Origin of the sequence: Streptomyces corchorusii (assembly GCF_001514055.1) — a bacterium.
In the GTDB taxonomy this organism is placed as follows: Bacteria; Actinomycetota; Actinomycetes; order Streptomycetales; family Streptomycetaceae; genus Streptomyces; species Streptomyces olivaceoviridis.
The window spans coordinates 54,217-68,084 of sequence record NZ_KQ948359.1 but is presented as its reverse complement, the minus strand read 5'-3'; the positions used below and the strand labels follow the sequence as shown (position 1 = coordinate 68,084).

The following is a 13,868-nucleotide window of genomic DNA, read 5'->3' as shown; positions in this document are numbered from 1 at the left end:
GTCAGGTCGTGACCTTGACGACGAGCACGCACGCGTCGTCCTCGCGCCCGGCTCCGCCGAACTCCTCGACGACCGTTCGCACACAGTCCTGCGCGGTGCGCGCCGCGCCGAACCGTGGGGCGAGGCCGAGCAGCCGGTCCGCAGCCGCCGTCCCGCTGCGGCCCGACAGCAGCCCGTCGGTGTGCAGGAGGAGCAGGTCGCCCGGTCGCAGGGTGACGACGGACTGTCCGTAGACGGCGCCCGAGGAGGCGCCGAGCAGGACGCCGTCCGGTGTGTTCAGCACGCGCCCCGTCCCGTCGCGGTACAGCAGCGGGGCGGGGTGTCCTGCCTGCGCCCACACCAGGGTGCGGGTCTCGGGCCGGTAGCGGCAGCAGACGGCGCTGCCGAGGGCGGGCTGCACGGTGGTGTCGAGTAACTGGTTGAGCAGGGTGAGCAGTTGGCCGGGCTCCGTGCCGGCCATCGCCATCCCGCGTACGGCGCCGAGCAGTGTGGCCACGCCGGAGGCGACGGCCACGCCCTGTCCGGTGAGGTCGCCGACGCTGAGCAGGGTCTGGCCGTCGGGTAGTTCCAGGGCGTCGTACCAGTCGCCGCCGAGCAGCGTGGGGGTCGCGGCCGGGAGACGGTGGGCCGCCAGGTCCAGCGCGCCCGGCCCCTGGCGCGGGAGCCGCAGGGAGCCGCGCCAGGGCGGCAGCACGGCTTCCTGCAACTCGACCGCGATCCGGTGCTCGGTCTGCTGCTGCCGGCGGTGGAGGTGCAGCGAGTCACGGGTCTCGCGCACCGTCCGCTGGCTGCGGCGCAGTTCGCTGACGTCGCGCAGCACGGCCCACATGGAGGTCGTGCCGCCGTCGGCGCCGAGCACCGGTTCGCCCATCATGTGCACGGTCCGCACGGAGGCGTCGGGCCGTACGACACGGAACTCGCCGTCGATCGGCTTGGCGTCGACCAGGCAGTCCGTGACCATCGCGGTGAGTTTCGGCCGGTCCTCGTCCAGGACCAGGCTGGGCAGCTCATCCAGGGTGAGCGCCGGACGGTCGGGGTCGAGGCCGAGGATCTGGTACAGCTCGCCGGACCAGGTGGCCTCGTCCGTCAGCAGATCCCACTCGGCGCTGCCGACGCGGCTGAGCAGCGAGCCGCTCGGGACGGCGGCCGGCGCGGGCGCTCCCGCGGGCGGCGCCGCGGGCTCGGCCGGGGCGGGCCGCGGGCCGTCCCGCAGCTGGGCCAAGTGGGCGTCCAGATCGTCGAGTTGGTGCAGGGCGAGGTGGTACAGGGCCCGCTGCCAGCGCTCCTCGGGGTCCGCGCCGTCGCTCCGGGTGTCCCGCCGTACGGCGTCCACGTCGCCCTTGAGTCGCCGCGCCTGCGTGATCAGCGCCTCGACCGAGCCGCGACCGGGCGGCTGGGCGGCTGGGCGGTCCGCGGAGACTGGGGACGGCATGACGCACTCCGATGCGGGACGGTACGGCGGGGACGACGGGGGACCGCTACGACTGTCGCACAGCCCGCGACGCCCTGTAAGGGATTTGGCAACACACGATACGGTGGTGCTTTTGGCATATGCCAGAGTCTTCCCGGAGGGATCCGCAGGTACGAATGGCGTACCCGCCGAGGTGGCCAAGTCGTAGAACTGATACGCGAGTTGAGCCAGCTCGTGCCGCCCGGCCCCGATGTTCAAGCGCATGTTCGACGTTTGTGTGTTCGGTGACGGAGCGGAGCGGCCGGTACCTGACGAAGTCTGACTGGAATTGGCGGCATGTGACAGGGCCGAGCCGACTCCTTAAGAGCATGGACATCACCGTCGAACAGCTCGCCGAGGCCCGGCTCGTCACCGCCCAGGACCAGGAGGTCCCGGTGCCCGCCACTCTTCGTTACACCGCCGCCGACCCCCTCGCCGTGTTCGTGGACTTCCCGGCCGAGGCCGCGCTGCACGGTGAGGAGGTCACCTGGACCTTCGCGCGCGCCCTGCTCGACCAGGGGCTGCGGGCCCCAGCCGGCCACGGGGACGTGCAGATATGGCCGTACGGCCGTACCCGGACGGTCGTGGAGTTCCACTCGCCGCACGGCATGGCCCTGCTGCTGTTCCCGGCGTCGTCGCTGCGGCGCTTCCTGGTGCGCACGTACGAGGTGGTGGCCGGCGGGCAGGAGGACGTGGCCGACGTGGTGGAGCGGGGGCTGAGCGCGTTGTTCGGCGGGGTGTGAGGCGGTGACACCTCAGCGGCGGCGGTTCGCCAGCCAGCCAGGCGACCAGCCAGCCAGGCAACCAGCCAGCCAGGCAGCCAGCCAGCTGGCCGGACGGCACCGGCCGGCCGCGCCGCCGGCGTCAGCGGCTCGCGGTGGCGTACAGGTCCGGACGCGGGGCCAGGTCGACGGCCACCCGGCCTCCCGTCCGAAGCGCACGGACCCCCGCCTCGGCGACGGCGGACGCCGCGTAGCCGTCCCACACGTCCGGCCCGGTGACCTCCCCGCGCCGGGTCGCGTCGACCCACGCCTGCACCTCACGGTCGTAGGCGTCGGCGAAGCGGACGAGATAGTCCTGCGCCACCTCTTTCCGGGCGCCGCCCCGGGTGGTGACCACCATGGTGTGCTCGTCGCCGATCCGGGCGCTGCCCGCCTCGCACACCGCCTCGCAGCGCACCTGGTAGCCGAAGCCGCTGTTCACGAAGACCTCCACGTCCACCAGGGCGCCCCGCTCGGTCTCGAAGAGCACGAACTGCGGGTCGAGCAGGCCCTCGGGCGCGCCCGAGGACGGCGTGGGCCGCAGCACGGTGACCGCCGTCAGCTCCTGCCCGAGCAGCCAGCGGGCCGCGTCGATCTCGTGCGAGACCGAGCTGTTGATCAGCATGGCGCTGGTGAAGCCGACGGGGGAGGAGACGTTGCGATGCGTGCAGTGCAGCATCAGCGGCCGGCCCAGGCCGCCCCCGTCCAGCAGGGCCTTGAGCCGCCGGTACTGGGCGTCGTAGCGGCGCATGAAGCCGATCTGTGCCAGCCGGCGGCCCAGCGCCGCCTCGGCCTCCACGATCCGCAGGGCGCCGGCGGAGTCCGGCACCATGGGCTTCTCGCACAGCACCGGCAGCCGGCGGGCGAAGGCGGCGAGCAGCGCCTCCTCGTGCGCGGGGCCGGGGGAGGCGATCAGGACGGCCGCCACACCGGGCGCGTCGAGCGCGGCCACCGGGTCCGTGTGCACGCTGACCCCGTCGAGCCCGGCCGCCGCTGACGCGGCCCGCTCGGCATCGGGGTCGGCCACCGCCGCGACCCTCGCTCCACTGACCACCTGGTCGAGCCGTCGTATGTGATCGGCCCCCATGTGTCCGGCACCCAGTACCGCCACACCCAGCAGGTCACCCATGTGTGCGCTCCCTCACGCCGACGATCACGCCGTAGCGTACGCCGACGCGAGGGCGGGCCCGCAGGGTCAGTACCGCAGCACTCCCGCGATGCCGTCGGCGTCGCCCAGCGCGCCGTCGGGCACGAAGCGCACCTCGGCGCCCGTCTCCAGGCACTGCTCGACGATCTCGTCCACGATGTCGTCGCGGGCGTCGAGGTCGCCGGGTTCGGCCGGCACCAGGTGCTCGCCGACATCGCGGACGGTGGCCCGGAAGTCCTCCTCCACGGCCAGCAGCCGGACCCGGCCCTCCCGGGCGCTCTGCCACAGCTCGTCCAGCCCGGCCGCGTACGTGCGGTGACCGCGCGCCGAGGTCAGCTCCTCGACCACGGCCGTGGTGTCCTTGCGGGACTCCTCCGCCAGTACCGGGCGCAGCGCCTGCCAGACCGCGTCGGGGCCGGCGTGCCCGAGGCCGCCGTGCGGGACGTGCACGGCGGACTTGGCGACGCTGCCGACCTCGTCCAGCAGCGAGAGCGCCGCCTGCTCGCCCATGACGTAGAGCGGCCGGGGCTGTTCGCGCAGGACCGTGCTCATGGCGGTGTCCGCCTCGCGCAGGAACTGGCGGGTGCCCTCGTCGCGGAAGGTGCTCGGCAGATCGCCGATCCGCATCTGGCGCTCCGCGTCGAAGTTCTCCCGTCTGCGCTCCAGCGGGAAGCCGCCCCCGTGGGCCTCCACGACCCGGTCCGGGCCGCCGCTCCACAGGGTGACGCGGTCCGCGGAGACGGACAGCACCCAGTAGGGCCGCTCGGCGGTGTGTGCGGCGACCAGGTTGCGGGTGAGGAAGGTGTCGGACAGCACCACGCGCTCGGGGACGGTCCGGGCCAGGGACCAGACCTGGTGCTCACCCGGCGCGGCGAAGATCACCAGACCGTCCTCGGCATGCGTCAGGTCGACCTCCGCGAGGGCGCGGTCGAGCTGTGCCACCACGTCGGCGCGCCGTTCACGGGTGACGGCGGGGTCGGACTCCAGGCGCCTGCGCGCCTCGGTCAGCGCGTTGCGCAGCCGGACCGGATCCTGGCCGCTTCCGCGTTCCCGACGGTGCGTCGGGGTCAGTACGGAGACTGCCGGATAGGGGCGCGGGCGCCGCAGTTCGGCAAGGGTCACGGGACTCAGTGCGTGCTCCATGACACGACGATAGGGCGGATTCACCATTACGGCATTCGGGGTAATCCGGGCCTCGGCGGCGGTGACGCGGCCCGGCGGCCGGTGGCCGTACTCGCCAGTAACCGGACCGTGTCGCGCCCGGGACGCCCTCGCGCCGCACCGCGACGTCGACGGACCGCCGCCGGCGTACGACGACGAGGGCCCGCGCGGCGCGGCGGAGGTGCCCGTGGTCTTCGTGCACGGCCGGACCGCGAACCGGCACCGCTGGGGCCACCGGATGACGCACTTCTCCGCACGGCGCCGAGCGGTCGGCTGGACTGCGCGGACACGGCGAGAGCGCGGGCGCGGGGGCGCGGACCGTCACCGAACCGGCACGGGTCGTCATGGCGCTCCGCGATCACCTCGGCGCGGATCGGTGCGCGCCGGTCGCCCACTCGACGGGCGGGATGGTCCCGCGGACCGTGGCCCCCACGCACTCCGCGCACTCCGCGCACCCCGCGCGGCTGGAGCGGATGGTGCTGGTCGACTCCCTCGGCCGGATGACCTACCGCAGCGGCCGGGGCCTGCCCATGGGGCGGCCCCCGCCCTGGTGCCGTTCCGGCTGTTCGTGGCCGCCGCCATCGACGCCCCTGTGCGCCGGGTCGCCCGCGCGAGGAGATCCGGGCGCGCGTCCCCGCGCCTCCACCGCCACCCCGCGCGAGGTCGTCCTGGCGCTCTACGGCGCGATGCGGGCCTTCGGCGTCCCGGGCCGGGCGGGGGAGGCCGCCGTACCGAACCTGACGGTGCACGGCCACCACGACGTCCGGCTGCCGGTGCGGCGGATGCTCCGGCCGGCCGAGCCTGCCTCGACGCGGTCGTCCGCGTCCTGGACGCGGGTCACGGACCGCCGGTGGAGCAGCCGGCCGAACTGATCGGGGTGATGGACTTGTTTCTGACCGCGAAGCCGTAGCGGGGCGTACCGCTCGGGCTGCTTGAGGAAGTTTTTGCCTGTGGCCGGTTCGTGTCGTCCCATGCCCGGTGGCAGGCCTGTCCATGGATTTTGCTGAGGCAAAACGCGGCTGAAACGCGGCTGAAACCGTGGGGCGGACGTCCGCGCCGTGTTACGTCTGCGTTGACTCGGCGGACCGCCTGACGGACGCTCGTCATATAGGTGCTCGATACAACTGGTTTGCCGGTCGATTCCCCCCGCGACCGTGAAAGCGCAGGTGAACGCGGGACCGACGGGCAGCCGGAGGCAGGAGGTAGCGCATGTGCGGCATCACCGGATGGGTCTCCTTCGACCGCGACCTCGCGGCCGAGTCCGCCACTTTGCATGCGATGACCGAGACGATGGCCTGCCGCGGCCCGGACGACCGCGGCACCTGGACCGAGGGCCCCGCCGCCCTGGGACACCGCCGGCTCGCCATCATCGACCTGCCGGGCGGCCGTCAGCCGATGTCCCTGCCGACCCCCGAGGGCACCGTCGCCCTCGTCTACTCCGGGGAGACCTACAACTTCACCGAGCTGCGCCGGGAACTCACCGACCGCGGCCACCGGTTCACCACCGACTCCGACACCGAGGTCGTGCTGCACGGCTACCTGGAGTGGGGCGACGCCGTCGCCGAACGGCTCAACGGCATGTACGCGTTCGCCGTGTGGGACGGCCGCCACGACAAGCTGGTCATGATCCGCGACCGCATGGGCATCAAGCCGTTCTACTACCAGCCCACCGCCGACGGCGTCCTCTTCGGCTCCGAACCCAAGGCGATCCTCGCCAACCCGCTGGTCCGGCCCCGCGTCACGCTGGACGGCCTGCGCGAGCTGTTCGTCATGGTCAAGACGCCGGGACACGCCTTCTGGGACGGCATGCGCGAGGTCGAGCCCGGCACGGTCGTCACCGTCGACCGCTCCGGCCTGTCCACCCGCGTGTACTGGCGCCTGGAGACCCGCCCGCACACCGACGACCGCGACACCACCATCGCCACCGTGCGCTCGCTCCTCGACGACATCGTGCGCCGCCAGCTGGTCGCCGACGTGCCGCGCTGCACCCTGCTCTCCGGCGGGCTCGACTCCTCCGCCATGACCGCGCTGGCCGCCCGGCAACTCGCCGCGCAGGGCGAGAAGGTGCGCAGCTTCGCCGTCGACTTCGTCGGCCAGGCCGACAACTTCGTCGCCGACGAACTGCGCGGCACCCCCGACACGCCCTTCGTGCACGACGTGGCCCGGCTCGCCGGCACCGACCACCAGGACATCGTGCTCGAAGCCGACGCCCTCGCCGACCCCGCCGTCCGCGCCCAGGTCATCCGGGCCCGCGACCTGCCGTCCGGCCTCGGCGACATGGACAGCTCCCTGCTGCTGCTCTTCCGTGCCATCCGGGAGAAGTCCACGGTGGCCCTGTCCGGCGAGTCCGCCGACGAGGTCTTCGGCGGGTACCTCCAGTTCTTCGACGAGGAGGCGCGCCGCGCCGACACCTTCCCGTGGCTGACGACCATGGGCCGCCACTTCGGCGAGGACGCCGACGTGATCCGTGCCGACCTCGCCAAGTCCCTGGACCTGGAGAGCTATGTCGCCGACGGCTACCGCACCGCCGTCGCCGGCATCGACCGGCTGGACGGCGAGAGCGACTTCGAGTACCGGATGCGGCAGATCAGCCACCTGCACCTGACCCGCTTCGTGCGCATGCTGCTCGACCGCAAGGACCGCATGAGCATGGCCGTCGGGCTGGAGGTCCGGGTGCCGTTCTGCGACCACCGGCTGGTCGAGTACGTCTACAACGCGCCCTGGGCCCTGAAGTCCTTCGACGGCCGGGAGAAGAGCCTGCTGCGGGAGGCGGCGGCGGACGTCCTGCCGCGCTCGGTGTACGAGCGCGTCAAGAGCCCGTACCCGTCCACGCAGGACCCCCGGTACGCCCGCGCCCTCCAGGAGCAGACCAAGGAGCTGCTCGCCCGGCCCTCCCACCCCGTCTTCGACCTCGTCGACCGGGACCGGGTCCGCCAGGCCGCCGAACGCGAGGCGCCGGTCTCCACCCAGGCGGCCCGGCGCGGCCTGGAACGCACCCTGGACCTCGCGCAGTGGCTGGACCTCTACTCGCCGGAGCTGGTGCTCGACTGAGCGGTCAGCCGAGCCCGATGGCGCGGTCCGCGGCCTGTGCCGACGGCTGCCACCAGGTGGTCACCGGCTCCCAGACGAGCACCCGGCGCCCGGTGCCGAGCCGCCCCGCGGTGAAGGAGCGGCCCCAGTGCGCGGCCGATGCCGCCACCCCCACCCCCACCACCCGGCGGGCCTCCGGGTCCGCCGGGTCGGCGATGGTCCGCACGTCGGCGTAGGCCGTGCCGCCCGCCGCGAGCCGGTAGCTGCCCGCGCCGCCCTCCGGCAACGGCAACGCGATCCCGTCCAGGTCCCCGAAGGTCACCGTGGGCACCCGGTCGACGGCACACGCGCGCGTGCCGCTGTTGGTGACGCTGGTGCGCAGCACGGTCGGGTGGCCGGTCACGGCCTTCGCCCGGATCGTCAGCGCCTTCTCGGCACAGCGGGCGGGCCGGTCCCGGCCGGGGGCGGCCTGGCTCTGCGGGGCGGTCAGCAGCAGGGCCGCCACGGCGGCCGAGGCGGCGGATACGGCGATGACGGCGCGCATGCGCATGACGGGCTCCCTGTCGCGGTCACGTACGGGATGGGGGATACGGCGGCCTGGGCACGCCTTGTCGAGTGGGACGGCCGGCGCGGCCGGGAGGTTGCCCCGGTACGCGGCATTCACCCGGATGCGCCACATCCGGTGCGGGCCGGCGCGGGCGGGACCGGCGGCCGGCGGTGTGCGGCCCTCAGCCGGTGCTGTCCGAGGCGGCACTCTGGCGGCTCGCGTCGGCCGGGCAGGAACTGCCGCTCGCGGGCAGCGAGCCGTACAGCAGGAAGTCGTTGACCTTGCGGTGCACACACAGGGAGGACGAGTACCCGGTGTGGCCCTCGCCCTTGTTGTCGAGCACCACCGCCGACGGGCCGAGCCGGTCCGCCGTCTCCACGGCCCACCGGTACGGCGTCGCCGGATCGCCGCGCGTGCCGACGAGCAGCATCTTCGCCGAGCGGACGTCCTTCACCCGGTCGCGGATGAAGTCGGTGCCCCGGGGCCGGCCGTAGTACAGCAGCAGTTGGGTGAGCCGGTAGCGGCCGAAGACCGGCGAGGCCTGGTCGTAGGCGGCCCGCAGGTCCTTCAGGTCCTCGGTGAGCCGTGCCGCGGTGGGCCGGTCGGGGTCGTCCGCGCAGTTGATCGCCATCAGCGCCGCCGGCAGGTTGTCCGCCGGGACGTCCTGGGCGTCGGTCAGCCCGCCGTCCGTCCGGTGCCGCTCGTGGGACGGCAGCCCGATGCCGCCCGTGGTGAAGGCCAGGACGCCCCGGGTGTCACCGTCGTCGACCAGCGAGGCCAGCGCCCGTTCCAGCGAGGGCCACAGGTCCCTGCTGTACAGGGCCTGCCCGATGGCGCCCACCAGGTCCTGGCCGGAGAACGATCCGCCGAAGTCCGTGGGCACCGGGTTCTCGTCGAGCGAGCGCACCAGCCGGATCACCTGGTCCCCGGCCCTGCGCCGGTCCCGCCCGAACGGACAGCCGAGGTCCGTCGTACACCAGTCCAGGAAGTCGTCCAGCGCCGTCTGCTGCCCCTCGGCCCCCGCCACCCCCTGCTCGGCCAGCGACTCGGTCAGCGTGTCCACGCCGTCCAGGACGACCCGGCCGACCTTGCCGGGGAACTGCGCCGCGTACACCGCGCCGAGCCGGCTGCCGTACGAGAAGCCGAGGTAGTTGAGCCGGCCGTCGCCGAGCGCCTGGCGGATGACGTCCAGGTCGCGGGAGGCGTTCACGGTGCCGATGTGCGCCAGCACCGGGCCGGAGGACCGGGCGCACTGGTCGGCGGCCTGCCGCAACCGGTTGAGCAGCGTCCGCGGACGGCTGATGTCGGTGTCCTTCTCGGTCACGGCCGAGGCCTCGTCGCTCCCGTCGCCGCAGCTGACGGGGGAGGACCGGCCGACCCCGCGCGGATCGAAGGTGACCAGGTCGTAGCCCTTGGTCAGGTCCATGAACTGCTTGCCCTCGGCGGCCAGAGAGGGGATGCCGGCGGCGCCCGGACCGCCGAAGTTCAGCAGCAGCGAGCCCTGGGACGTCCCGCTGGCGCGGTAGCGGGCCAGCGCCACGTCGAGCGTGCCGGCGCCCGGTCGCGCGTAGTCGAGCGGGACGGTGACCTTCGCGCACTGGAGGTCCTTCGGCATGGCCGTCCCCCGGCAGGGGGCCCAGGTGAGCTTCTGCCGGTAGAACCGGGACAGGTCGGGCTGCGGCTGGTCGGCGGCAGCCGCGGGCAGCCCGGCTCCGAACAGCGCGAGGGCGAGGGCCGAGGCACCCGCGCAGCGCCGGACGGCGGGCCGTGTGGACAGCTTGGCCAGCATCGTTCGCCTCCCGGGGCGCCCGCCGCGGACCGGGGTCGGCGCCCTCGGATCAGGTTAAGCGGGCCCCGGACGGCCCGCCTCCGGGCGAGCGGGGCGGCTGCCGGCGGTGTATTGTGCCCGCCCTCCGTGCCCGTCGGCGATCTTTCAGCGGCTTTGCGTGCAGTTCGATAACCGTGCCGCTCGATGGGGTGAAAGGCCGATCGGCCATAACTCCGATTGGCTGGACTCCGTTTTAGGTGGTGCGGGTGAGTACTCGCGATGATGTCTGGAAGGCAGGGAACCTATGAGACGGGCTACCCGAAACGGTGTGATCGCCGTCGCCGCCGCGTCCGGTGCGATGGCCGTGGCGCTGCCGGTGTCCACCGCCTTCGCGGCGGGCGGGTCCGACGCCCACGGCTCGGCGGCCGGCTCGCCCGGCGTGGTCTCCGGCAACGGCATCCAGCTGCCGGTGCACGTGCCGGTGAACGTCTGCGGCAACACGGTGGACGTCGTGGGGCTGCTCAATCCGGCCGCGGGCAACGCGTGCGCGAACACCGGCGGGGGGAAGAGCGGCGGCACGGGAAAGGACGGGGCGTCGGCCACGTCCGGCGGGGCGTCCGCCCACGGCGCCACCGAGGGCTCGCCCGGGGTGCTGTCGGGCAACGGCATCCAGCTCCCCGTCGACCTGCCGGTCAACGTCAGCGGGAACAGCGTCGACGTCGTCGGCATCGGCAACCCGGCGATCGGCAACCAGTCGGTCAACGGCCCCGGCGACGAACCGACCCGGCCCCCGCGGACCCCGGCCCCGACACACCGGGCCCCGAAGCCGCCGGCCCCCGTCCGGTCGCACCCCGCTCCGCACCCGGCCACCTCCACGCTGGCCCACACGGGAGCGGACATGACGGCCCCGGCCGTCGCCGGCAGCGCCGCGCTCCTCCTCACGGGCGCGATCCTGTACCGCCGCTTCCGCCCCGGCCGCCCCCACTGACCCACCCCTCACACGGCCCCGCCGGACCCCGGCCCGGCGGGGCCGTGCGCTGCCGCGCGGGGTGCGGTGAGGGACACGGCAGACGTCGGACGCGGCCCCGCGCCCCCCACTCGAAGCCGTACGACCCCGCGGAGCGGCCGACGGCACCGCGAAGTCGATCGGCGCCCTCGGGGCCCTGGTGGTCGGCATCCTGCATCGAAATCCAAACGCCCGCCAACTCCCCGGTCCCGTAGGTGGAATCCAGCCGTATCGTCCGATCTCCCCATGGCGTGGCCTCCCTCGATTCGGAAGGATGCTGCGGGCGGCCGGCGGACGGCCGTGGCGTACCGACAGCCCCACCCGACCGAAACGGAGCGCATCGATGACCTCTGCGATCCCCCACGACCTCGTCGTCACCCGGGCCACCCTCGACGACTGGCCGGTGATCAGCGGGTGGGCGGCCGCGGAGGGCTGGAATCCCGGGCTGTCCGACGGGCCCGCGTTCTTCGCGCAGGACCCCGAGGGGTTCTTCCTCGGCCGGATCGACGGGGAGCCGGTGTCGGCCATCTCCGTCGTCAACCACGGCCCCGACTACGCCTTCCTCGGCTGCTACCTGGTCCGCCCCGACCTGCGCGGCCAGGGACACGGGCTCACCACGTGGAAGACCGCGCTGGCCCACGCCGGGAACCGGACCGTCGGCCTGGACGGGGTCGTCGCCCAGCAGGGCAACTACCGCCAGTCCGGCTTCCGTTCCGCCCACCGCACCATCCGCTTCACCGGCACCGCCGCCGACGGCGGCACGCCCACCGGCGTCCGCCCGGCCGGGCCCGCCGACCTGGCCGCGCTGACCGCCTACGACAGCGCCTGCCACCCCGCCGACCGCCCCCGCTTCCTCGCCGAGTGGCTCCGCACGCCCGGCCACCGTGCCGTCGTCCGCGAGGAGGACGGCCGCCCGACCGGCTACGGCGTGCTCCGCCCCGGCCACGACACCCTGCGCATCGGCCCCCTCTTCGCGGACACCGCCGACGACGCCCGCGCCCTGTTCGCCGCCCTCACCGCCGAGGCGGCCGGCAGCGAGGTGGCGATCGACGTCCCCGAGCCGAACACGGCCGGCGTCGCCCTCGCCGAAGCGGCGGGCCTGCGCCCCTCGTTCGAGACCGCCCGCATGTACACGGGACCGGTGCGCGCGTACGCCCGGGAGCGGGTGTTCGGCGTCACCACCCTCGAACTCGGCTGAGTCTCAGGCGCCTTCGGAGCGCCCGGCGCGGTGGAGGCGGTGCAACTGCCGTACCTCCTCCACCAGTTCCGGCACCGGCCCCTCCACGGCCACGTTCGGCGCCACGTCCCGCACGGGCAGCGTGCGCACCGGAGGCGCGGGCACGCCCAACTCGGCCAGCAGGGCGGAGAGCTGGGCGGAGGAGACGATGTACACGATCCGGCCGAGCCCCACCCAGGCGTGCGCCGCCGCGCACATCGGGCAGTGCTCGCCGGAGGTGTAGACGGTCGCCGCGGCACGCTCCTCGGGCGTCAGGTGCGCGGCCGACCAGCGGGCCAGCTCGAACTCGGGATGCCGGGTGCGGTCCCCGCCCGCCACCCGGTTGCGGTCCTCCGCCAGCACCGTCCCGTCCCCGGCCACGAGCACCGACCCGAAGGGTTCGTCACCGGCGTCCAGCGCCTCCGTCGCCAGCTCCACACAGCGGCGCAGATATCGCAGCTCACTGTCCCGTACCATCGGCCCGCCTCCTCACGGCATGATCTCCGGCAGGGCAGGCGACGGCCACCGCGGCCGACCCGGCCAGCGCGTTTGCCCCGATGGCAACAGCCGGTCGCCGTGCCGGGAAGGCGCGGCGGCGCCCGGCCGCGACCGTCGCGAGCGCCAGCAGGACCGGCGGCAGCGCGGTCCAGGGCAGCGCCCCGGCGCCCGCGGCGTCCAGCGCCAGACCGCCGGTGAGCGAACCGGCGGCGATGCCCGCGTTGTACACCGTGGTCTGCAACGAGGTCGCCACATCGGCGTCGGCCGGCCCGGACGCGTCGACCAGCGCGGTCTGGATCAGCGTGGGCGCCCCGCCGAAGGCCACACCCCACAGCGCCACCGCGCCGACCAGCAGCCCGGGCAGCCGGGCGCCCAGGCCCAGCGCCGGCAGTACGGCGGCGACCAGCGCGAGCGCCGTGAGCAGGGCCGGGCGTGGCACGCGGTCGACCAGCACGCCGGTGAGCCAGATGCCGGCCACCGTGGCGGACCCGAACACCGCGAGCAGCACGCCCGTACGGCCGTACCCCGCGTGCGCGGCGAACGGGGCGAGGTACGTGTACATCACCTGGTGCCCCAGCAGCAGGAACAGCGTCACGGACAGCACCGGGCGGATCCCGGGGCGTACGGCGACCCGGACCAGGGGCACGCGCGCGTGCGGCGGTTCACCCGGGAAGCCCGGCACCCGCAGCCGTACCCAGCCCACGAGCAGCACGGCGAGCACGGCGAGCGTGCCGAACGCGGACCGCCAGCCCAGCGCTCCGGCCAGCGCGGTACCGGCGGGCACGCCCAGCGCCAGGGCCAGTGTGATCCCGGCCAGCACCACCGCGATGGCCCGGCCGCGCCGCTCGGCCGGCGCCATCCGGGCCGCGTACCCGGCGAGCATGGCCCACAGCGTGCCGCCCATCGCCCCGGCCAGCAGCCGGGCCGCGACGGTGAGCGGGTACGACGACGACAGCGCGACCAGGGCGTCGCTGACGGCGAACCCCAGCAGCGTGCCGCAGAGCACCGGCCGCCGGGGAAGGCCCCGCAGGGCCGCGGTCAGCGGGATCGCGGCCACGAACGAGGCGGCGGCGTACGCGGTGACGAGGAAACCGATCCGGGACTCGGCCACCCCCAGCGGGGGAGCCATCGCGGGCAGCAGGCCCGCCGGGAGGAGTTCGGTCAGTACGGCGGTGAACGCGGCGCAGGACAGGGCGAGCAGCCCCGACCACGGCAGGCCGCCGCCCTTGACCTGGGAGGACAGGGTCATGCGACCATGGTCGAAGCCTCACATCAGTGTGAAGG

General features: G+C 74.1%; 11 protein-coding genes and 1 pseudogene. 5 read left to right on the top strand and 7 right to left on the bottom strand.

The window, feature by feature from the left end; translation table 11 throughout:
* Position 1: 1 nt before the first annotated feature.
* A complete protein-coding gene (locus AQJ11_RS23770) occupies positions 2 to 1,432 on the bottom strand; it encodes a PP2C family protein-serine/threonine phosphatase (protein WP_059264303.1) in 1,431 nt (476 codons plus the stop codon).
* A gap of 347 nt (positions 1,433 to 1,779) precedes the next feature.
* Here AQJ11_RS23770 and AQJ11_RS23765 point away from each other — a divergent pair, with 347 nt between their 5' ends.
* The gene (locus AQJ11_RS23765; protein WP_014670819.1) at positions 1,780 to 2,193 is read left to right on the top strand and encodes an SsgA family sporulation/cell division regulator; all 414 of its coding nucleotides are present in this window, start codon (positions 1,780 to 1,782) and stop codon (positions 2,191 to 2,193) included.
* 121 nt (positions 2,194 to 2,314) lie between these two features.
* Here AQJ11_RS23765 and AQJ11_RS23760 read toward each other — a convergent pair whose 3' ends face one another.
* Positions 2,315 to 3,340, bottom strand: a complete 1,026-nt coding sequence (locus AQJ11_RS23760) for a Gfo/Idh/MocA family protein (protein WP_079082393.1) — start codon at positions 3,338 to 3,340, stop codon at positions 2,315 to 2,317.
* A 66-nt stretch (positions 3,341 to 3,406) separates the two neighbouring features.
* On the bottom strand, positions 3,407 to 4,501 hold the full coding sequence (locus AQJ11_RS23755; RefSeq protein WP_059264302.1) for a baeRF3 domain-containing protein: 1,095 nt from the start codon (positions 4,499 to 4,501) through the stop codon (positions 3,407 to 3,409).
* 133 nt (positions 4,502 to 4,634) lie between these two features.
* Between AQJ11_RS23755 and AQJ11_RS23750 the strand changes: the two are divergent.
* Together AQJ11_RS23750 and asnB are read left to right on the top strand one after the other, a co-directional pair.
* Positions 4,635 to 5,429 (top strand): annotated as a pseudogene (locus tag AQJ11_RS23750) (alpha/beta fold hydrolase); the annotation flags it as partial.
* A 299-nt stretch (positions 5,430 to 5,728) separates the two neighbouring features.
* The gene (gene asnB / locus AQJ11_RS23745) at positions 5,729 to 7,570 is read left to right on the top strand and encodes an asparagine synthase (glutamine-hydrolyzing) (protein ID WP_059264301.1); all 1,842 of its coding nucleotides are present in this window, start codon (positions 5,729 to 5,731) and stop codon (positions 7,568 to 7,570) included.
* A 4-nt stretch (positions 7,571 to 7,574) separates the two neighbouring features.
* On the opposite strand, the gene AQJ11_RS23740 is transcribed toward asnB, so the two are convergent.
* Both AQJ11_RS23740 and AQJ11_RS23735 read right to left on the bottom strand, forming a co-directional pair.
* The gene (locus tag AQJ11_RS23740) at positions 7,575 to 8,099 is read right to left on the bottom strand and encodes a DUF4232 domain-containing protein (RefSeq protein ID WP_059264300.1); all 525 of its coding nucleotides are present in this window, start codon (positions 8,097 to 8,099) and stop codon (positions 7,575 to 7,577) included.
* A 178-nt stretch (positions 8,100 to 8,277) separates the two neighbouring features.
* Positions 8,278 to 9,885 carry an alpha/beta hydrolase gene (locus AQJ11_RS23735; RefSeq protein WP_059264299.1) on the bottom strand — a complete coding sequence of 536 codons (1,608 nt, stop codon included), beginning with the start codon at positions 9,883 to 9,885 and terminating at the stop codon, positions 8,278 to 8,280.
* Positions 9,886 to 10,168: 283 nt separating this feature from the next.
* Between AQJ11_RS23735 and AQJ11_RS23730 the strand changes: the two genes are divergently transcribed.
* Complete coding sequence (locus AQJ11_RS23730) at positions 10,169 to 10,852, top strand: chaplin (RefSeq protein WP_208616595.1); 684 nt, start codon at positions 10,169 to 10,171, stop codon at positions 10,850 to 10,852.
* Between the two features lie 361 nt (positions 10,853 to 11,213).
* Positions 11,214 to 12,068, top strand: a complete 855-nt coding sequence (locus AQJ11_RS23725; RefSeq protein ID WP_059264297.1) for a GNAT family N-acetyltransferase — start codon at positions 11,214 to 11,216, stop codon at positions 12,066 to 12,068.
* 3 nt (positions 12,069 to 12,071) lie between these two features.
* Here the strand turns inward: AQJ11_RS23725 and AQJ11_RS23720 are convergent, their stop codons facing one another.
* Complete coding sequence (locus AQJ11_RS23720) at positions 12,072 to 12,563, bottom strand: nucleoside deaminase (protein WP_059264296.1); 492 nt, start codon at positions 12,561 to 12,563, stop codon at positions 12,072 to 12,074.
* Positions 12,547 to 13,833, bottom strand: a complete 1,287-nt coding sequence (locus AQJ11_RS23715) for an MFS transporter (RefSeq protein ID WP_059264295.1) — start codon at positions 13,831 to 13,833, stop codon at positions 12,547 to 12,549. The genes AQJ11_RS23720 and AQJ11_RS23715 overlap by 17 nt, the downstream gene beginning before the upstream one ends.
* Between the last annotated feature and the right edge of the window lie 35 nt (positions 13,834 to 13,868).